Origin of the sequence: Bacillus cereus group sp. BfR-BA-01309 (genome assembly GCF_022664315.1) — a bacterium.
GTDB lineage: Bacteria > Bacillota > Bacilli > Bacillales > Bacillaceae_G > Bacillus_A > Bacillus_A mobilis.
In genome coordinates this window covers 260,605-281,738 of the sequence record NZ_JAKUHE010000008.1, presented here as the reverse complement: position 1 = coordinate 281,738, position 21,134 = coordinate 260,605, and the positions used below count along the sequence as shown (strand labels likewise).

The following is a 21,134-nucleotide window of genomic DNA, read 5'->3' as shown; positions in this document are numbered from 1 at the left end:
TATAAAATTAAATTAATAAATATCATTTAATGAAGGTTCATAATGAATAAAACAGAACTAATTAACCAAGTATCCGAGAAAACATCACTTACTAAAAAAGATGCTACCGCATCTGTACAAGCTGTCCTAGATCAAATTACACAATCTCTTCAAAAAGAGGAATCCGTACAGTTAATTGGATTTGGTACATTTGAAGTACGTGAGCGTTCTGCACGTACTGGGCACAATCCCCAAACGGGCGAAGAAATGCATATCCCAGGAGGAAAAGCACCTGCATTTAAAGCTGGAAAGGCTTTGAAAGAAGCTGTTAAATAAGGCTTAAATTATCTATCTAAAAAAGAATGGAGATTTTTATCTCCATTCTTTTTTAGATTAATCATATATTTTTTTCGGAAAATAATTAACTAGTTTTTTATCATTTTCACGATTTCCATACCCTTCAAACTCTTCTAATCATAGAATTTATTTTTAGATGCTAGGCGTATCAACACTGTGCTTGATACGCCTATTTTTTATGGTTTTCCCTTCGTTTTATCACTACATTTTGTAGACTTATCGAAACTTTTATCGCTACATTTGAGCTTTTTTTCATCACTTTTAAATAGCCAATTTAAGAGAAACAATTGATTGCTTATTGCTTAGTTGAAATTCATGTATGTATTTGTGTCAAAATAAAGTTCCTTCAATACTTTTCTTTTAATAGATGCGTTTACTACACCTAATGTTAAAAGGCTTTTATATACCATGCATTCATAGTGGAGTGTTCAGAACCTGGTAGTGGTTCATTTAAAAGTATAAATCCAAATTTTTCATATAATAGACATGCAGTTTTTAATTCATGCATTGTTTCTAAATAACACTTTTCATAATGTTTAGAGGCAAATGACAAACCTGTTTCCATTAGTTTCTTGGAAATCCCTAAACCTTGTGCTTTTGGACTTAAGTATAACTTTTGTAATTCGCAAACTTTTTCATGTTCGTTAAACGGTGCTATACCAATTCCACCAACAACTTCTCCTTCCATTTCTACTACCCAATAGTTCGCATGTTTTAGAATATTATAATATTGGTGTAGGTCGTTAAGCTGAGGGTCAAAATAAGCTGTTCCAGGAAGCGCTAATCCAAGTAATTTTAATGAATCTTGTATAATTTCTTTTACTTTTGCATTGTCTTCTTTTTTCATTTCTCGAATAATCATATACGATCTCCTTCAATTAGGTTTTAATAAAGATTGCGATAGATTTTTGAAAATGGCAACCCTAAAATGTTGACTAAGTACATATTTCAAGGGTACAGTTATATTAATATTAAATGTGGACTTAGTCAACAAAAGGAGGATCTATGAATAAAAAAATTATTTATGAAATCAGACAATTCAACCGATTTTATACAAAGGTACTTGATTTATTTAATAACCAGATTCTAGATACAGATTATTCATTAACCGAAACACGAATACTATTTGAAATAAGCGAAAGAACAGAGTGTATTGCGAATAATCTAGTACAAGAACTTAATATTGATAGAAGCTATATGAGCAGAATTTTACGTAGATTTGAGAAGGAAGAATTAATAGAAAAAAGAAGCTCAATAAAAGACAGCAGAAAAAACTTTCTCTTTTTGACAAAAAAAGGAGAGGAACTACTAGATATAATTCATATTCAGTCAGATGAACAAATAAATCAATTGTTTAATGGACTAAGTGATAGTGATATTAATGAAATTCGTGTTTCTATGATGGTAATAAAAGACAAATTAGATAAAAATATTAAACAAAAGTAAAAACATGAATGATTTTAAAGAACTAATTGGAGTAGCGTCTCACATTAATCAACTTAACAGAACAGGTTACCCCTAAAACGATAAAAATGAACTTTGATGCTATAAAAAACACAAATTTTTGTTTAGGGGGTACTTTAAAATATTAGCTTGATGGGCATGGGGTACAGCCGAGTAATTGATAAATCTCCTATCTTGTTTTTCTCTCTATTTTTTCTTGCTTACATTAGAAATGCTAAATTGTATAATGACTCATATTAAACTTATAAATAGACTTGCTAGCAATTTTTCATACTAATTATTCCTTTCTTCATGCTGTAATACTTAATAGATAACCTAAATAATAAAATTGTTCCACATTTACAAAAAAAATAATTAACTATAAGATGAAATAGACTACATAAGGGAGGGTTATATGTTACATATAAAAAGATGGAAATTTTTTGCGGTTCTTTCTATTGTAGGTCTGATTTTACTACTTTTAGTAAAAATCAACTTCATTTCAATTACTATCGCAACTTCTTCAGCTGAAAGAGGAAAAATTTCCGATCAAAATGGGGTCATACTAGCTACAAATAAGAAAGTGAAGTCTCTATATTGCACTTCTAATGATGAAAAGCTATCGAATCAAGATACATCAGACACATTAGCTTTTTTCAATCAATTTTCAAACGAGTTTCAACATGACATTTCTGCAGAGGACATAAAATCACAATTACAACAATCTGATAAAAAGCAGACTATGAATGATATACCGTTATACTCTGACATAAATGAGAGTGAACTTATATTCATAAACAAGAACAAACCCAATAATGTAATAATTAAAGATGAATGGATTCGATATTATCCAAAACAAGAAATTGGTTCACAGCTAATTGGATATGTAGAAAATGACCTTAATTCTAAGTATGGACCTGTTGGAAAAAGTGGGGTTGAGCTTCAATATGAAAATGATTTAAAAGGAAAACCCGGAAAAACTCTGATTTTTAAAATGAATAATAAAAAGTTCTCATGGAACATTCAAAAAGTACAAAGAGGAAAAGATATCCGGCTAGCTTTAGACTCGAGATTGCAGCAAAAAACAGAGGAAGCATTAAGATCTCAAATTAAGAAAATACCTGATGCTAAAGCTGGTTATGTTGTAGTAACTGATGTGAAAACTGGCGCAATTTTAACTATGGCCAACTCGGCAGTATTTAATCCAAATACATTACATACACATGTATCATCTAAAGATGAAAACTTTAAATCACTTTCGCAAAATAAAGCAATTCAAAAATTAAAGTATGGTGAATCTTATGTAAATATGGCCTCTACTATAAAGCCACTTACTATTCTAATTGGATTAAACGAAAAGCTTTTTCAACCTGAAGATACTTATTTAGATAAGGGGACTTTTCAGTATGATAATCAAAATAACATTACGAATGCACCTGGAACGCCAACAGGTGAGATTACACCAAGGCAGGCTATTATTAATTCATCTAACACATTTATGACAGCAAAAGTAGCTCTGCCCTTATTCAACCAAAATAATGGGAATATAGAAAAAGTGGCACATATATGGACAGATTATTTAATGCAATTCGGCCTACGTTCTAAAACCGGTATTGATTTACCCTTTGAAGAAGACGGACAATATGAATTCCATCCATCTAATAAGTTTGAAAAGGGAATCTCCGCTTTATTAAATGCCTCTTGGGGAGGAAATGAAGTGCATACCCCTCTTCAACTGGCTCAATATGCAGCAACTTTGGCAAGTAAAGGTGATAAGTATAAACCTCAAATCGTAAGTGCTATTATGAGTCAGGACGGTAAGGAAACAAAAAAGTTTAAACCAATTTTAGAAAGTTCAAATCGTTATCCTATGGAATTTTGGAGTGTTGTGCAAGGTGGAATGAGTCAAAATATAGAGGAGATTAAAAATTTACCCTTTCATGTCGCAGGTAAAACGGGTAATACCGGTTCTCCGAATGAGCAAGAAAGAATGATAAATCATTCTCTTTTCATTTCATATGCTCCTACCGAAGATCCACAAATCGCCATTTCTGTCGTTATTCCTGGTAGTAATTCAGAAAAAAACATCGCTGCTCTCGTTACAGCAGAAGTTTTAGAGTTCTGGCATACACTTCAATAAGAAAATAAAAACAAAGAGGAAGGTTCATTAAAGTGAACCTTCCTCTTTTACCATATAGAATCTATATCTATTATTTTCCAAATCCCTTCATGATCCTTTTCGAACACAAATAAATATTTAATATCAGTTAAAACATACTCTTTTTGTACATACCCAGTATTACCGTTAAATGTCGATATTTTTATATATCCATCATTCTGCTCTTTTTCTAGAATCCAAGCTTTTACCATTTCATTAGATACTTCATATAAAACTTGTGATTCTCGTTTTGGTTCAGCTAAAATTTTCGTTTTATTTCCAGTAACAGTTACATATATAAAATGTTCTCGCTTTGATTGTTTACTTTCTGTCATTCCACTTGGTACTTTATATACTTTCTTTGTATCATTTACAAATTCCCCCCCCATTGTAAGAGCGACTTGCAACTCATGAAACAAATCCTCATCAAATTTCAATTCATCCTTCTTATAACTCTTCCCTTTAAATAAAACTTCATCATTTAATGCCCTATACAAATCATTTTCATTTTTTGAATTTGTAATTCGAGATAAATCATTCATAAACTGTTTTAATGATGGCTCTTGAGCAGACTCATCTTTTGTTTTCAGTTTAATTTGTGTACTACTTTGTACCGGTGATTTATTATTATCAAGCCCAGGTTGTTGAACAATAAATAATAACATTGTACAAACCAACACAACTGCAACAGGCAATGCTTTTTTACTAGATGGTCTCTTATATGTTATAGAATCTACTTCACTATTTTGGTATATAGATTGCTTGATTTTATAAATAAATTCTTCTTCATCTTTCGGATGCTCCATTGGGCCTTTTTTCAATTTACTATACCAGTCAGGATTTTTTTTACTGTTCATCACTTCTACCCTCCCCTATTAGTTTTGAAACTTTACTTCTCGCTCGACTTAATCTAAATTTGACTGTTCCAATTGATACACCTAATGTTTCAGCCATTTCTTCATAAGATAATTCATATTTCGCGTCCAATATTAGTATTTCACGGTGTTGTTTAGGTAGTTTTAATACAACATCCCACACTTCATTTAGTTCCTCTTGCTTAAAAAACTCTTGTTCTGCCGAGGAAGACTGCTTGTCGTCACTAAAAAACCCCACTAAAGATATCCTTTTAAAATAAGAGGATTTCAAATAGTTTACCGCTGTATTTCTTGTGATTTTTAATATCCACGTTTTAATAGATGACTCCTTTCGAAACGAATGCCAATGTTTAAAAATCTTTATAAAGACATCTTGTGTGATGTCATCTGATAAGTGTGGATCTTTCGTAATAATAAATGAATAATTCCATACATCTTGCCAATAGTCTTTAATAACATAGTCAAGCTCATCATGATTACATTTTCCAATAAACTTCTGTTCCATTTCCACACCTCAAACTTATTTGAATAAACATAAAACTGCCCTCACTTTTAATATAGTTTCAATAGATAGACATGATACAAGTCTTATTTGTTCCATAGCTCTTTTTTCTATATAACTGCTCTTTCTGTATTTGAATACGTTGTCGTTCTTCTTCCTCTTTCTTTATTTTTTCTTGATGGTTATTTAGCTCTTCTTAATCCCTTTGTATTTTGTTTCTGGTGCAAAAACAAAGTAAAAGAGAATAAAATATATATTCCTAACAGAGTCGTATTTTATGTTACAAGTCCATCTACTATATTATTCAAGTACTTTTGTTGTCTAAGTTGCATACCATCAGGTATGCTCTTTCTTTTTTCAACTGCTCAATTGCTATAGAATAAGCCGGATTCTTATCGACTGTTATTACACGTGGCTTTGAAACATAAAAAGGCCGCAAAGCTTTCCTAAAAAAGCGCTTTGCAGCCTTTTGATTTCTTGTTTTGTTTAGACAAAAATCAATTGTGTTGCCTTTCGAATCAAAAATACGTTACAGGTACATCCATTGCCCTTTAAACTTTTATAAATGTTTCATCAGTTTCTCGCGCCCTCTTTAATGTACTTGCCCATATAAAATCTGGTGGAAAGTCATTTTTGACTTTATGTACTAAACCTCCCACTTGTCATCTACCCATTTCCGTTAATTCAAAATCTGCTCTTACTTCATGTACGTTTAAAATATCCGCTTCCGATTCCCTATACCTAATTAATAGCATACCGTTTCCCCCTTACATCTTTTAAACCGAATGGATATATTATTACAATATATCTATTTATTAAAATTAACTATAAATCATTACTTTTAATAACATATTCTTTTAATTGGGAAAATCTATTTTCTCTTCATACTACCTGTACTCTTTCCTCAACAAAAACAATACAAAATGCGGTCTTTCCATCAATAATTAACACTTTTTAATAATAAAAAAGATGTCCAAAAAAATTCTATTTTTTTAGACATCCTTTTAATCTATTTTATTAATAATCCCGTAGGAGTAACTTGATATGTTTTTTTCTTACCCACAAATTCCTGTTTACTATTCTCAAGATTAGTAAGTGTGGCACGTGTCTTTTCCTTTTGTGCTTCTCCCTCTATATGAGTAAATTCAATATAATCCCCTACTTTGACTGAAACGGTTTGGCTTTCAGAAGCTTGTTGTCTATTTCCTACAATTTCTTTATTGTACAAGATATTGCCCCATGAGTTTTGAACCTTAATGCTTGCATACGTACTAGTAAAATAGGAATGGGGTATACCCGCTTCTAATTTAATCTGCATTTTCTCTGTTGTTTTGTTATATTCTACTTTCGCGATTTCCCGATCATTATATCCCTTTAATGACCAGGCGAATTGATTTCCATCTAAAACCGTTGTTTCTGGCATTTTCTCTACTTTCTTCAGGCCTTCTTTTGTAACTTGATATCTTGCTGTTTTTCCAATGGTTTCATTTTTGTTATTTTCAAGGTTAATTAAAGTCGCTCGCGTTTTTTCCTTTGTTGCTTCCCCTTCTATATGAGTAAGTTCAATGTAATCCCCTATTTTAACAGGCACAGTTTGGCTTTCAGCATTTTGTTGTTTATTTCCTACAATTTCTTTATTGTACAGAACGTTGCCAGAAGAATTCTGGACCTTAATACTCGCATACGTACTAGCAAAGTAGGAATGTGGTACACCTGCTTCTAGTTTTACCTTCATCTGTTCTGCCGTTTTATCATAATCTACTTTTGCAATTTCTCTATCACTATATCCTTTTAATGACCATGCAAACTGCTTTCCATCTAAAATTGTTGCTTCTGGTATTTTTTCTACTTTCTTCAGACCTTCTTTGGTAACTTCGTATATGGATTTTTTTCCAAAGCTCTCTTGTTTACTATTATCGACATTCGTAAAATTAGCTCTATGCACACCTTCTAAATGTGTTAACTCGATATAATCTCCTACTTTGACTGGTACCTTTTGTGATTCAGCATTTTGCTGTTTGTTTCCATAAATATCTTTCTTGTATACTACTTTCCCTGATGCATTTTGTACTTTAATACTCGCGTATGTTTCATTAAAATAATGATGCGGTACGCCTGCTTTTAAGTTCACTTGCATTTCTTCTGTTAATTTATTGAAATTAATTTTAGCAAACTCAAAATCACTAATTCCTTTTAGTGACCATGCAAACTGCTTTCCTTCTAAAATATTAGAAGAATTCGGTATATCTGAATTAAAACCTAAGTTATCTAAGATAGATTTTAAATCAGGTAAGACGCCTATTCTATCATTCCACGGATCTTGAGATTTTGTTCCTGTATTTGGATTACTTAAGATATTTCTTAATTCTGCTGGGGTATAAGGAGAACTTCGATGTTCTTTAGCAATACCTTGAATCGAAGTTGCTGCTCCAGCAATAATTGGTGAAGCACTTGATGTTCCACTAAATGTTGATGTATATAAATTTGTAGTATTTTGACTTGGATTTGCTGATGTTGTATCAACATTTTCTCCCCATCCATATACATCTACTCGACTTCCATAATTTGAAAACCATAAACGTTTATGTGGAACAGTTGATGATCCCGCCCCAACCATAATAGCACCCGAATCCTTAAAGTCTGGACTATTTCGATTTAAGATTTTTTTTCCATTACGATCTTTAAAATCATCTAAGTCGTTTGAACCATTTGCGCCAGCTTCTATAATAATAATCCCTTTATCTGTACCAACACGAATCGCATCAAAAATATCTGGATGTACTTCTACAGGTAAATATTTATCCCCATACCCATCATACGAAGCTTGTGCCTCTAATAAAAGAATATCTCCTGCTTGTAAATTATGTACAGCGCTTAAAATGGCATCCGCTGTATTATAAATTCCATTATCCCTGATTTGAGATATTACTTTTACATTTGCTTTTGGTGCAATTCCAATATTTCCAATTTGATTATCTTCAGATGAAACAATTCCTAATACAGAAGTACCATGAGCCCTATGCTGGCTTATATTTTGTCCAGACATAAGCTTTATATTTTTATTGACTAAATCCTCATGGTTCAATAACCATCCATATTCCATATCAACAAAAGTTGTACCCTTTCCGTCACCACCTTTAATGCTCCAAGCATGCGAGGCATTAATTCCTTTTGGTGCCGCTTCAAGATATCCTTGATTTTTAAATCTAGGATCATCATACGGATTAACAGATAAATCTGGTAACTTTATTTCAGGGGGTGTCAAAATTTGCTTTTCTTGTATATAAGCCTCCTCTACAAGAGATGATGTTTCAAGTTTTTTCAATAATAATTCTATTTCTATGTTATTAGGAGCTTGTACAATATAATAATTTAATAAATTGTTAGCTGATTGATTAGCAAATGATGTAGAGTGTAATGATAACTTTTCAATCTCTATCGGATTTACAGATAAGAACAGGCGATTTAAAGTAAGTTCCGTATTTTCGGAAAATAACTTCTTTAAATTGTTATCATAATCCCCATTTTTTATTCGTTTCTCAATACCATCTTCATAAGGTAAGTCAATTTCATTTTTAAACTTTACAATTAATTGTTCTTCCTGTGAATCTCTTTTATTAGAATCTATTTCTTTGTATGTGACATTATAAGATTCAGCGTAAACTTTATTATGAATTCTATCATTTTGTAGTATTAGATCTGTTCCTACAAATGTTGTCATTGCAATTGATGAAATTAGAAACCCTTTGAATATGTTCATATTATACCCGCCAATCTATTTTCTCTTAAGCATTTTTTAATGCGTATAATAGTTAATATTTTTATATTATATATAAATCAATAATTTAAGTTTTGTAGTAAAATCTATGACTTTATTAATAATCCCATAGAGGTAACCTGATATATTCTTTTATTTCCTATATATTCCTGTTTACTATTCTCAAGATTAGTAAGTGTGGCGCGTATCTTTTCCTTTTGTGCTTCTCCCTCTATATGAGTAAACTCAATATAATCCCCTACTTTGACTGAAACGGTTTGGCTTTCAGCAGCTTGTTGTCTATTTGCTACAATTTCTTTATTGTACAAGATATTGCCCAATGAGTTTTGAACTTTAATGCTTGCATACGTACTAGTAAAATAGGAATGGGGTACTCCCGCTTCTAATTTAATCTGCATTTTCTCTGTTGCTTTGTTATATTCTATTTTCGCGATTTCTCGATCATTATATCCCTTTAATGACCAGGCGAATTGATTTCCATCTAAAACCGTTGTTTCTGGCATTTTCTCTACTTTCTTCAGGCCTTCTTTTGTAACTCGATACCTTGCTGTCTTTCCAATGGTTTCATTTTTGTTATTTTCAAGGTTAGTTAAAGTTGCTCGCGTTTTCTCCTTTGTTGCTTCTCCTTCTATATGGGTAAATTCAATGTAATCCCCTACCTTGACTGGCACAGTTTGGCTTTCAGCATTTTGTTGTTTATTTCCCACGATTCCCTTATTGTACAGAACATTTCCAGAAGAATTCTGAACCTTAATACTCGCATACGTACTAGCAAAGTAGGAATGTGGTACACCTGCTTCTAGTTTTATCTTCATCTCTTCTGCCGTTTTATCGTAATCTACTTTTGCAATTTCTCTATCACTATATCCTTTTAATGACCATCCAAATTGATTTCCATCTAAGATTGTTGCTTCTGGCATTTTTTCTACTTTCTTCAGACCTTCTTTTGTAACTTCGTATATGGCTTTTTTTCCAAAACTCTCTTGCTTACTATTATCGACATTTGTGAAAGTAGCTCTATGCACACCTTCTAAATGTGTTAACTCGATATAATCTCCTACTTTGACTGGTACCTTTTGTGATTCAGCATTTTGCTGTTTGTTTCCATAAATCTCTTTGTTATAGATCACTTTACCTGATGTATTTTGCACTTTAATACTTGCATATGTACTATCAAAGTAGTCATGTGGTACACCTGCTTTTAGATCAATTTGCATTTCTTCTGTTGATTTATTTAAATTTACTTTCGCAAATTCAAAATCTCCAATCCCTTTCAGCGACCATGCAAATCCTTTACCTTCAAAAATGTTTGGAGATTCATTTTTGATTTGTACCTTTTTCTCAACAGTTTGATCAAATAAATCCGTTAATACAATTTTTGCATAAGCATTTGTTGATAATGATATAGATTGACTGATTCCATTTTGATAAGATTTAATATCATCAATGACGTTAATAGGTTGGCCCGTCATATTTTCATTATTATAAATTTCAATTTTCCCCTTAAATTGCGGTGTACTATTTTCTTTTAGTTTCCAAGATACATTTAATTTTTCATTTTCATAATATATAGATTGAATATCAAAATCTAGTTTTCCTATTTCAGGTTGAGTAGGTTGATTTAGCGTAAATATTTTTCCTGATCCAATGGTAGACTGCGTATTACCTCCTGCTTTGACCCATACATATTCTGAAGTGGCTCCTCCATCATATTGATAAGTATTATCATGCGTCCCTGAGATATTTTGATTATTCCAAGAACTCCATTGTTTATCTACTAACTTTCGGCTATAACCATTTTTCAGGCGCGCTTCTCGAACATTCTGTCCACTATCAGCCCAGTCTTCTTGAAACATTCCTAATCCATGATTAAATACAACATTAGCAACAGGAAAATCCATAATTGCAATTTGATGCCATTTATTATTTGTTACATCTTTCAGCCATTGTCCAAATTTAGTATGACCATTTTCTTGCCATGAACGCATTGTCATTCTGTACCAATTGGAGTCTTTCCAACCATAAGTTGTTTGAACCTTCATTCCTGTTCCTTCTCCTCCAAAGGGTCCAGCTTGCGAATTCGGAGATAAGTATTCGGCCTTTATTGCTTCTTTAGAGGAAATTGGATCCCATAAAGCAAAATGTAAAGTACGTTTTCCATTTTCATCAAATCCACTTTGTTGTTGAAAACCAGCATATCCTCCAGCTTCACCACCCGCATTCCAGTTGTGTACAGCCCAGTACGTATAAGGTGGAGTCTGAACTGGTGACCAGTCTATACTAATAATATCTGAGGCAGGTATATTTTTGGGACTGACATAAACTGCTGGAGCAGCTGAATGTGTTGCAGCTTTAGTGTGCGAAATAGACGTTCCAAACATAGAAAACATGCTACATGCTGCGGTAATTATAATAACTTTATTAAACCTTTTCTTTGTTTTCTGACTAATCACTAATCTACTTCCTTTTCTTATTTTTATTTTTGAATACTAACTTAATAGAGAAATCTATCAAAATTCAAGCAACATCCAGTAATTCTTTAACATACTGGATGTTGTTCTATCTTCACATCTGATTCTTACATATTACTTGATTGTAATTGGTTTCCATAACGATAAAGCAAATATCCAATTCGTGTCACCATTTCCTTGATGATTTTGAACAGCTTCATACACTTTCCCTTGATGTTCTACTTTGTCACCCTTTGTATATGCCTTCTTCGGATCCCATTTTTCATAAGATACATTTTGATCTTTTGTTTTTATCGGAAGAATGTTACTTTGAATTGATGTATTTCCAGCTGCATCTACAGCCTTCACTGCATATTTATATTCCTTATTAGCTGTTAAGTTTTGATCAGTACACGTCGTTCCTTGTACCGTTTGAATCAATTGTCCATCGCGTAGTACCTGATATTCTTTTACACCTACATTATCTGTAGAAGGGTTCCATTTTAGCTCTACACTGTTAGAAGAAACGTTGCTTGCATATAATCCTTGTGGCTGTGTCGGAGCCTCTGTATCTGGTTTCGGATTAACAATTTGATTTACTGTTTTCAGGCCATCCTTTGTAACTTCGTATATGGCTTTTTTTCCAAAGCTCTCTTGTTTACTATTATCGACATTCATAAAAGTTGCTCTATGCACACCTTCTAGATGTGTTAACTCAATATAATCTCCTACTTTGACTGGAACTTTTTGCAGTTCAGCATTTTGTTGTTTGTTTCCATAAATGTCTTTCTTATATACTACTTTTCCTGATGCATTTTGTACTTTAATACTCGCATATGTTTCATTAAAATAATGATGCGGTATGCCTTCTTTTAAGTCGATTTGCATTTCTTCTATCGACTTATTGAAATTGACTTTAGCAAACTCAAAATCACTAATTCCTTTTAATGACCATGCAAACTTGTTTCCTTCTAAAATATTATTTCCATTATGCATATCTGGTTTAATTGGATTAGAATCCGTACCCTTCCAAATCTCTGCTGTTAAAATTGGATATCCTAATGCAGCCACTTTTTGGATGGTATCGTTATTTGGACGTAATCCCCACTTCTCAAAGAAAGGAATCAAATTTTGTTTGGCTACTTTTGATGCTGAAATCATAAATAATTGTTTTTTCGTTTCATCAGTTTGTGGAAGTTCACTTGAAGGCATGTCTCTATACAATTGATGTAATTTAGGATGGAAATCCTCTCCATATGCTAACTGTAGTTGCCAAAGCATAACAAGCTTAACAAAAACATCACTAATTTCGTCATAATTTTTATTCGTTTGTTCTAGATATTGAAACGCTTTTGGATAAATTCCACTTTTCTCTAAATTGGATGGTTGATTAAATGCTTTTTCTACAGAAAGGCTGTATATATTATTTTGTACTTCTGTCATATTATAAAAATTCCAGGGCCATTGTTGTCTCAAATGCCCTGCCTCATGCCATGGACCCCAGCCATCTTTTATAAATTTATTAATATCTAACACGTATTGGATTGCATCTCCTACATAAGCGGTTCGATAAGGATACGCATACATATAATAATCAGGCGAATGATTTTCTTCTACGTAATGAATATAATGTTTATCTGCTTGTTCCTCGGATAACCCAGCTACTTTGTCCTGAATTCGAGTAGCTTCATCCAACTTTTTTAAGAGTTGTACAGGATCTGTATTAGAACCCAACAAATATTTCTTAACACGTGCAGGGCTAGCCGTAATTAATACACGTTCTCCCTTTAACTCCACTGCATGTGCATTTGGATATTGGTCCAGCATGTTTATTAAATCTTGTTTCGTATGCTTTCCTAGTTCAAAGAAAGGAGTAGTCGTCCCACCTGTTGTGACTGTTGTTCGAATGGTACCACCTTGTTGTTTATTATAAAAATAAATCATTCCCCCATTTGGAGATTGGATTGTGTTTATACCCGGTTTTAATGTAAATGATTTTATTTTAGAATCTTCTCTCCAAGAAGCATCATACGAATACGTTCCAATGTATGCTTGAATATCTTGATTTCCTTCTACATTAATTGTTATTTGTTCATTTTGCTTTGCATATAAACCAGTTGGTTCATATGGACTAAATGCCATACTTTTTCTTTCCTGTTGTTTTAGTACCTCGACATCCCCTTTCCCTGGGACTGTATACGTTCTATTTTCTGATTTAACCGAATTTTCACCTTGCAGTGATGTCGATATTTTTTTTTGCTGCTGCCTTTCCTCTGCAAAGACATCTGATGAAGAAATCATTCCAGTCGCAAGCATAGTTACTGTAGCAGTAGTTGCAAGTATTTTTCTAGTTTTATATTTTGAATTATTCCCCATAGTATCTCCCTCTCATTTCCTTGATAAATTTAAAAGTTTTCATTTCTTTAGCATGTGTTTACGTGCAAAAACAGTTCATGAACTTGTATTTATTACTTTTTACATAGCCCTCCCTTTACTCTGTTTATAATTATATTTAGATGTTATTTTATGACACATATAAATACAACTTTATAAAATATCTATCAAAAACGTGTATTTATGTTTTAATCTAGTATCCCTAACTGTCTTACAAATCAAATAAATTACACAAAGGTAGTCATTTCGTGTGAATAATACATTAAATCTAATTAATTACAGAGTAATAATTCACAAAAAATTAATATTATGTAAAATTCAAAAAAGTGAATAGCTATAGGCGGATTTGTCATATATACATTGACACCGCTAAGTCATTTACTACCATCAGAATACTTCATTCTTTTTTCTCTTATAGTTTAAGTTTTTAAGTTATCGGGAGATGAAAGCGTCATCTTTTCCTAGGATTCCACAGAAAAGGTAGCGTAGTTTTTATATTTTATCATTTTAGCCAAGAAGACTCCTTCCTCAAGGAACGTGAAGTGAGTAGGTGGGAGATGAATTGGCTTTGGACAAGGGATGGCAGGAAATCATCTTAATTGTTCGACATACTTACATTGTTACTTCAATATCATTCGAATGTACGTTTGTTGTATAATAGGTATATATCAAAATGGGTGTGAAAGGAATGATGATCAATAAAGCATATGAATTTCGTATCTATCCAAATAAAGCACAAGCAACCTTAATCATTCATTAGTTAGCTACTGAAAATACTTTGTTTCAATTGTATGATTAGGATGTATGATAATAAGTTTAAAAATTATAGAAAAAACCCCGATTTGATTATGTTTCAAAATAAAAGTAAGCCTATGACTCAAAATTACATGTATCTTGGCAGTACCCCTATATTTACCTTTAACAGTACAATTTTTTCATTTGTAAGTTTCTTCAAAATTCCCCCACCACTTAACAAGCCTAATTATTATTTGTTTTTCTTCATAATCTGATTATACGATTTTTTCATAATGAGTCGGGGAATCACTCTCCCCTCTATGTACTTATATTTTATCTATTCATTTTGGCGTTTAGACCTTTAAAGCTAAGCGTCCTTTTTCTTTTTTACCCTATAATTCAGCATCTCGTACTAAATTATTTGCTAATCTTCTCAAAACAAACAATACAGTATCTATTTAGCGGATTAATTCAACATAAGATTATATGTAGACTATTAATTAGGTATTTAGTTTTTTATTAAACATTATGATACGTGAAATTTTATATTTCCCCTATAAAAAAAGCCCCTTGAAAGGAGCATTTATTTTACAAGATACTGTTCTATTTCTTTTAGTAATAATTCTGCACCTTCTGGACTTAATGTTACCTTACCATTTGCTAATGCTATGTTATGATTTAACACTTCTCCTGTTAATGCACAAACACCACCAGGCTGATACTTCTGTAAAACAATGTCTTCCCCTTCTACAAAAATCTCTAATAGTGATTTTTTTTAATACCAAGCGTATTTCTAAGTTCCTTTGGAATTACTACACGCCCTAATTCATCTACTTTTCTAGTTACTCCGGTTGCTTTCATCTAGTCTCTTTCCCCATTTCATTATCAATTTGTACCGAAGTTATTATTAACTATTGTAACAGGCTTTCGCCATAAAGAGATATTACCACATTACTATAAACCTAACAGAACAGGTTACCCCAAAAAAGCCAAAATTGGAGCATTACCAAGCATGGTATTAAATTTAGTTGCTTTTAGCAAAGAATCTTCTTCTTGGATTGAAAATTGAACTATTTTTTACTGGGGTTGGTGGATTTCTTGGTTTCCATTCGTCGGTACATTCATTGCCCGTGTTTCTCGCGGGCGTACAATTCGTGAATTTATTATCGGCGTCGTATTAATCCCAACATTCATCTGTACATTTTGGTTCGCTGTTTTTGGTGGTACAGCTATTCATATGGAAATGTTCCAACCACTTGGAATTGCTGATGAAATTGCGAAAAATGGTACCGAAATTGGTTTATTCGCTGTCATTTCGCATTTACCATTCTCAACATTTTTGACCATTATTGGACTAACTTTAGTCGCAACATCCTTCGTTACCTCTGCTGACTCCGCAACATTTGTTGTTGCTATGCAAACAAGCAATGGTAACTTATCACCGAAAAACAGTTTGAAGCTTATTTTGGGTTTAACAATTGCAGCTATTGCAGCCATTCTCTTGCAAGCAGGTGGGTTAAATGCACTGCAAATTGCAGCGATCATAGCAGCTTTACCATTCTCTATTGTAGTCGTTCTTATGGTCACGTCGCTCTTTAAAGAATTTGATAGCTCCTCAAAACGAAGAAATTTTTTATTTCGGAGACTCTTTAAAATATTAGCTTGATAAACATGTGGTGATACACTTTTATGAACTAACATTAACAATGTGTCCACTTTCACCTTTCATTTAGTTCTAATTCTTTTGATTTCATTTAACTATTCTTTATCTTTTTCTGAAGCTTTTTCTATTTTATACATTTTAAAACTATCCCTTATCTCAAAAAAAAGCTTACCAAGAGAAGAAATTACCTTCCCTTGATAAAACTTTAACTTTGTCTAACCTTCTTTTACAAACCCTTTATATTCCACTCTAAAAATTACAGGCATTGTATTTCACGAACAATATATTGTTATGACTACTGTTATTCTTCTCTAATTACATCTATAACATTATCCTTTTGAATTTTCCGAAGTGGTATTAGTACCGCTACATAACTAATCAACAGTGCAGTTATAAATGTGGTAAAGATAGATTGATAAGGAATAATCAATTCAAAAGACACCATATTCGAAAGCGCTATATAAAGAATATATGAAAGCATACAGCCGAAAAAGATTCCTTGTATACTTCCAAAGAGACCGTACAGGAGCCCTTCATAAGTAATCATCTTTTTTAAATCCTTTTGCGACATACCAATCGATTTTAAAGCAGCTAGTTCTTTTCTTCTCATAATGATGCTGACTGTAATGGTATTTAAAATATTCACACAACCAATCAGTGTAATAACAGCTATAAATCCGTACCCTAATATTTTTATATAAAGTACATTGTCTGTATGAAAATTACTTTGAACAATATTATTTTGTACATCTATAGATGCATCTCCACCCAGTTTCTTTTGTATATCTAAAATTGTAGCATCAGCCTGAGATTGATTCTCTAAATCAATTTCAAAACCTGATAATTTTTGTGGAGATGGTGTAATATATTCAGCTATTTGTTCACTAGTAATAAAAGTTATGGTATCCATCACTCTGCTCATATTAAAAATATCCAATTCTACAATTGCAGCTATTTTTAAAGTTTCCAGTTTTTCTTCATTGTAGGAGATTTCCTCTGTAGATTTTCTTTCCTGCTGACTTGTTATTTGGATTTCATCCCCTACCTGAAAAGTGCTTAGAGAACCTATATATTTTTTACTTGTATTCATATCATTCGTTGCAGCTTGTTTTACTAAAATAACCTCTTTTTCACGATTTAATTTTGAAATATCAATTCTTCCACTAGTTACTTTTTCAGCTAGTTTCTTTAAACTATTTTCATCGTATGCTTTTATTTGTGTTTTCATAATTTCTACAGTTTGATTATTATATTTTACTTTTTGATACAGCGATTCATTTCCTTGCAATTCTTTAATTTGTTTATTTTTTGGTACTTTCGTATAAAAATCATTTGCCTGATATTGCTTGTACAGCTTCTCTACATTATTGACTTTATAAATATTTCGACTCATACGATCTATGCTAGGCTTGTCTAAATTTGAATTAAGCGTAACTGATATGTCCGATTTTAGAGCTTGAATTTCCGGTTGTTTACGCTGAATGACAGTATCTATGAGAAACGTAAACGTAATATACAGTACACTACTTATAATAATAGACAAGATTGTAACTGTATATCTATTGGGATTCCTTTGGATATTTTTTAATGCCATACTTAAGGGAAAAGATAGTGGTTTCTTTAACTTTGTTCTCTTTTTTTTCTTTATTTTTTCTTTTTTTATAGCTAATCGGCTACTTACGGCCAGTAACGGTGAAATTCTACCTGCAAAAAAAGCAGGAAAATAGCTTGAAATATAGACAGTTATCAATGTAATTAGAGAACTTACACATATAATTAACCAATCTAATTTAATTGTATATCCCATAGAGTTTTTAAGTACGTTTATCAGTACTTGATTAAGTAAAAAGACTACTAATATACTGCACATAATCCCAAAAAAGATAGCAATAATTGAAAGAAATGTTGCTTCCCTTATCACAATTTTTCTGATTTGTTTTTTTGTAGCTCCTATACTCCTCAATAGCCCAAACTGTTTCATTCGCTCTACTATACTAATTTGAAATGCATTGTAAATAATAACAATCGTAGAAATCACAACAATCCCAATACTAATAGCGGCTGCCATCATTATCTCCACACTAGGCTTTAAGGCTCTCTTTAATCCGTCATTCACTCTTATATTTTCTTTATTCGTTAATAATTTAAATTGATTTTCAACTTCATCAAAGTTTGCGTACTTATGCAATTCAATCAATACGCTACCTTCTCCAACTTTAAACTTATTTTTATATGTCAATAATTGACCTGTTTTATTTTCCTGAGTGCTATTAGACTTATTTAGCAAACCAACAAGTTTATATTTTTTATCATGAATAGTAAACATACCACCTAATTTAAGATTGGGTCCGAAGTAAGGTAGCATCCATTTTTCCAAAACAGCCTCGTTTTCATTTGAAGGTAGCTTACCTTGTACAGGCATACTAGAATTTAACAGCTTTAATGCTTGTTGGTCTGCATACATATAAGAGACAGCTATTTCATCAACATTGAGCGTCTCTCCTGGAGCTATGATGCCATAAGAAGATATATTCGGATTACTTTTTATCCTATTGAAAAGCTTTTGATTATAATTTTCAACTGAAATATTTGCGGAACCCATAGAACCTTTTTTAGCATTTTCAATTCCCGAAGTGTATCCGCTATTAAAAAACAAACCAATCGTTGTTATTAGCGCCAATGCTAAAATAATGCCTGTTAATGTTAGCAGAGTACGTTTTATATTACTTCTGAGATATTTTTGACTTAACTGTTTGTAACTACGAATCAATACTCCTCCCCTCCACATTTTGCTTGATTTTGCACTAATTGTTTATCTGAAATAATCATGCCATCTGCAATGGTTATAATTCGATCAGAGTTTGATGCGATAGCAGGGTCATGGGTAATTAAAATCACCGTCTGATTATATTTTTTAGCTGTTACTTTTAATAAATTCAGAACTTCTTTTGTATTTTTTGTATCTAGATTTCCGGTTGGTTCATCTGCTAAGATGATATCGGGTTTATTTATAAGAGATCTACCAATAGATACCCTTTGTTGTTGACCACCCGATAATTCAGAAGGCAAATGATCTCGTCTTTCATTTAATCCTAGAGTTCGTATAATTTCATCCAGGTAATGATCATCTACCTGTTCCTCGTCCAGTAGAGCTGGCAAAGCAATATTTTCTTGTACATTCAAGACAGGTATCAAATTAAAAAACTGAAATATAAAGCCAACTTTTCTTCGGCGAAAAATAGAAAGTTCATTATCTTTATAATTATAGATATTTTCACCACCTATAAACACATTTCCTGAACTCGGACGATCCAACCCTCCTAAAATATGTAATAATGTACTTTTACCAGAACCTGACGCTCCAACTATGGTTACGAATTCTCCCCTATGAATGGAAAGATTAATTCCTATTAACGCCTGTACTCGCGTTTCTCCCTCTCCATATGTTTTTTCTACATTTTCTAATCTAACAACCTCCATACAACTCATCCTTTTCACAGATTAATTTTGAATCTCTACAAAATAGATTTTATCCCTATCGTATTCACTATTCTCGTCTTTCACTTCATACACTTTTGAAATGTTTTCGATCACCTTATTTACCTTGTTTTTATTTTTATAATCAAAATTTTCTTTTGCAAACTGAATTAACGAAAGGTTTACTTCTTTTTCTTTTAATTGTTTATATGTGTCCTCATTAACAATTACTATCGGTGATGAAAAATAGCCAATCCAATTATTTTGTTCAATATGTTGAACAGGTATCATTTGTCCATTTAAATTTAAATTTCCATCCTTAACTTCCTCATCTTCCGCTTTTTTTCTATAAAATAAATTTTTTTCACTCGCTAATTCTTTTATTTCTTTTACCGGGGTTGAAGTTATTGAACTATCTTCTTTAGATAAGGGTGTTCTTACAATTCCTTTTTTCAAGAATTTTTCTGCTGTAGATTTTGTAATAACCGCGTATTGTTTCTTTCTAACAGATGATTTATCAAGTTCTTTGTCCATCTCTTCTTCAGTCATATTTTCTCCTTTTTCTTTCCATTTTTTCTTAATATCTTCTTTCTGTTCGGTAGTGAGTTCTTGTTTTATTATTTCTGTGACCAATTTATAACTATAATCTGCTGTTTGTACGTTTTGATCTTTATACAGATTTTTAACAGCAGATATATTTTCTTTCGTTCCAGATACCATGATACCGTTTACCTGTTGTGAGGGACCATTTATATAACGATTTACAGCAAACCCTATACCTATAAAAATTGCTGTTACTGCTAGAAATCCTATTACCTTTTTCATTTTCTTCCTCCTCATATACTATGTTTAATCTGGGATTAGAACAGTGGTTTTCTTCTTTAAATAAAACAGTGACTAAAATGCTACAAGTCTTAATAAAGAATGATTACCTCCAGTATAGACGTCTTTAATTGCTAATTGAATAACTCTTGTCTTACTATATATACTTTAATCTTACAGTTTAGTAAGATTACTAAATCTAACTTTTCATATACTCGTAACTCTGCTCAAGATATATTTTAAAATTGTACACTTAAATGGCTTTTATACACTTATTTAAGTACACACATACTTTTCAAATTCTCGAAAATCCGCTCCCATTCAGCTCTTATTCTCAATGAGCTGTTTTTTTAATTCATTTACATAATTAATGCGAATCCAATTTTCATTTAACATTTCTGTATAAGTTAAGTTAACTTAAATAAAACATTACTGATTTTATAAAAACGGACAATTTCAACAAGATTCTATTACAAGGTTTTTCAAAATATAAGCAAGAAC

Annotated in this window: 12 protein-coding genes and 4 pseudogenes; 5 read left to right on the top strand and 11 right to left on the bottom strand. The window is 31.9% G+C overall.

What is annotated here, in order from left to right; genetic code table 11:
* Positions 1–42 precede the first annotated feature (42 nt).
* Positions 43–315 carry an HU family DNA-binding protein gene (locus tag MR115_RS17500; RefSeq protein ID WP_242242134.1) on the top strand — a complete coding sequence of 91 codons (273 nt, stop codon included), beginning with the start codon at positions 43–45 and terminating at the stop codon, positions 313–315.
* Between the two features lie 409 nt (positions 316–724).
* Here MR115_RS17500 and MR115_RS17495 read toward each other — a convergent pair whose 3' ends face one another.
* On the bottom strand, positions 725–1,198 hold the full coding sequence (locus MR115_RS17495; RefSeq protein WP_242242133.1) for a GNAT family N-acetyltransferase: 474 nt from the start codon (positions 1,196–1,198) through the stop codon (positions 725–727).
* Positions 1,199–1,341: 143 nt separating this feature from the next.
* Here MR115_RS17495 and MR115_RS17490 point away from each other — a divergent pair, with 143 nt between their 5' ends.
* Both MR115_RS17490 and MR115_RS17485 read left to right on the top strand, forming a co-directional pair.
* A complete protein-coding gene (locus tag MR115_RS17490) occupies positions 1,342–1,782 on the top strand; it encodes a MarR family winged helix-turn-helix transcriptional regulator (protein ID WP_242242132.1) in 441 nt (146 codons plus the stop codon).
* 412 nt (positions 1,783–2,194) lie between these two features.
* Positions 2,195–3,919 carry a peptidoglycan D,D-transpeptidase FtsI family protein gene (locus MR115_RS17485; protein ID WP_242242131.1) on the top strand — a complete coding sequence of 575 codons (1,725 nt, stop codon included), beginning with the start codon at positions 2,195–2,197 and terminating at the stop codon, positions 3,917–3,919.
* 47 nt (positions 3,920–3,966) lie between these two features.
* Here MR115_RS17485 and MR115_RS17480 read toward each other — a convergent pair whose 3' ends face one another.
* From MR115_RS17480 to MR115_RS17450, 6 genes and pseudogenes are all read right to left on the bottom strand, one after another.
* The gene (locus MR115_RS17480; protein WP_242242130.1) at positions 3,967–4,794 is read right to left on the bottom strand and encodes an SH3 domain-containing protein; all 828 of its coding nucleotides are present in this window, start codon (positions 4,792–4,794) and stop codon (positions 3,967–3,969) included.
* Positions 4,784–5,317, bottom strand: a complete 534-nt coding sequence (locus MR115_RS17475) for an RNA polymerase sigma factor (RefSeq protein WP_242242129.1) — start codon at positions 5,315–5,317, stop codon at positions 4,784–4,786. Before MR115_RS17475 ends, MR115_RS17480 begins: the two co-directional genes overlap by 11 nt.
* Before the next feature lie 287 nt (positions 5,318–5,604).
* Positions 5,605–5,889: pseudogene (locus tag MR115_RS17470) on the bottom strand (DDE-type integrase/transposase/recombinase); the annotation flags it as partial.
* A gap of 434 nt (positions 5,890–6,323) precedes the next feature.
* A complete protein-coding gene (locus MR115_RS17460) occupies positions 6,324–9,074 on the bottom strand; it encodes a putative mucin/carbohydrate-binding domain-containing protein (RefSeq protein WP_242242128.1) in 2,751 nt (916 codons plus the stop codon).
* A gap of 104 nt (positions 9,075–9,178) precedes the next feature.
* A complete protein-coding gene (locus MR115_RS17455) occupies positions 9,179–11,545 on the bottom strand; it encodes a putative mucin/carbohydrate-binding domain-containing protein (protein WP_242242127.1) in 2,367 nt (788 codons plus the stop codon).
* Between the two features lie 132 nt (positions 11,546–11,677).
* Positions 11,678–13,918 (bottom strand): M60 family metallopeptidase, encoded by a 2,241-nt coding sequence (locus MR115_RS17450; protein WP_242242126.1) that lies wholly within the window; start codon positions 13,916–13,918, stop codon positions 11,678–11,680.
* Positions 13,919–14,624: 706 nt separating this feature from the next.
* Between MR115_RS17450 and MR115_RS17445 the strand changes: the two are divergent.
* Positions 14,625–14,687 (top strand): annotated as a pseudogene (locus tag MR115_RS17445) (helix-turn-helix domain-containing protein); the annotation flags it as partial.
* Between the two features lie 567 nt (positions 14,688–15,254).
* Here MR115_RS17445 and MR115_RS17440 read toward each other — a convergent pair.
* A pseudogene (locus MR115_RS17440) lies at positions 15,255–15,532 on the bottom strand (AbrB/MazE/SpoVT family DNA-binding domain-containing protein).
* A 133-nt stretch (positions 15,533–15,665) separates the two neighbouring features.
* On the opposite strand from MR115_RS17440, the pseudogene opuD reads away from it, so the two are divergent.
* Positions 15,666–16,274, top strand: a pseudogene (opuD, locus tag MR115_RS17435) (glycine betaine transporter OpuD); the annotation flags it as partial.
* A gap of 361 nt (positions 16,275–16,635) precedes the next feature.
* Here opuD and MR115_RS17430 read toward each other — a convergent pair.
* From MR115_RS17430 to MR115_RS17420, 3 genes are read right to left on the bottom strand one after another with little or no spacing between them, the layout of a single operon-like run.
* Positions 16,636–19,104, bottom strand: a complete 2,469-nt coding sequence (locus tag MR115_RS17430; protein WP_242242125.1) for an ABC transporter permease — start codon at positions 19,102–19,104, stop codon at positions 16,636–16,638.
* A complete protein-coding gene (locus tag MR115_RS17425; protein ID WP_242242124.1) occupies positions 19,101–19,814 on the bottom strand; it encodes an ABC transporter ATP-binding protein in 714 nt (237 codons plus the stop codon). Before MR115_RS17425 ends, MR115_RS17430 begins: the two co-directional genes overlap by 4 nt.
* A gap of 21 nt (positions 19,815–19,835) precedes the next feature.
* Positions 19,836–20,636, bottom strand: coding sequence for a lipoprotein BA_5634 family protein (locus MR115_RS17420; protein ID WP_242242123.1), 801 nt, complete (start codon positions 20,634–20,636; stop codon positions 19,836–19,838).
* Between the last annotated feature and the right edge of the window lie 498 nt (positions 20,637–21,134).

Coding starts and splice junctions, on each gene's coding strand:
- MR115_RS17500 (WP_242242134.1), top strand. CDS start 43: ATGAATAAAACAGAACTAATTAACCAAGTATCCGAGAAAACATCACTT.
- MR115_RS17485 (WP_242242131.1), top strand. CDS start 2,195: ATGTTACATATAAAAAGATGGAAATTTTTTGCGGTTCTTTCTATTGTA.
- MR115_RS17480 (WP_242242130.1), bottom strand. CDS start 4,794: ATGAACAGTAAAAAAAATCCTGACTGGTATAGTAAATTGAAAAAAGGC.
- MR115_RS17425 (WP_242242124.1), bottom strand. CDS start 19,814: ATGGAGGTTGTTAGATTAGAAAATGTAGAAAAAACATATGGAGAGGGA.
- MR115_RS17420 (WP_242242123.1), bottom strand. CDS start 20,636: ATGAAAAAGGTAATAGGATTTCTAGCAGTAACAGCAATTTTTATAGGT.
- MR115_RS17490 (WP_242242132.1), top strand. CDS start 1,342: ATGAATAAAAAAATTATTTATGAAATCAGACAATTCAACCGATTTTAT.
- MR115_RS17460 (WP_242242128.1), bottom strand. CDS start 9,074: ATGAACATATTCAAAGGGTTTCTAATTTCATCAATTGCAATGACAACA.
- MR115_RS17495 (WP_242242133.1), bottom strand. CDS start 1,198: ATGATTATTCGAGAAATGAAAAAAGAAGACAATGCAAAAGTAAAAGAA.
- MR115_RS17475 (WP_242242129.1), bottom strand. CDS start 5,317: ATGGAACAGAAGTTTATTGGAAAATGTAATCATGATGAGCTTGACTAT.
- MR115_RS17450 (WP_242242126.1), bottom strand. CDS start 13,918: ATGGGGAATAATTCAAAATATAAAACTAGAAAAATACTTGCAACTACT.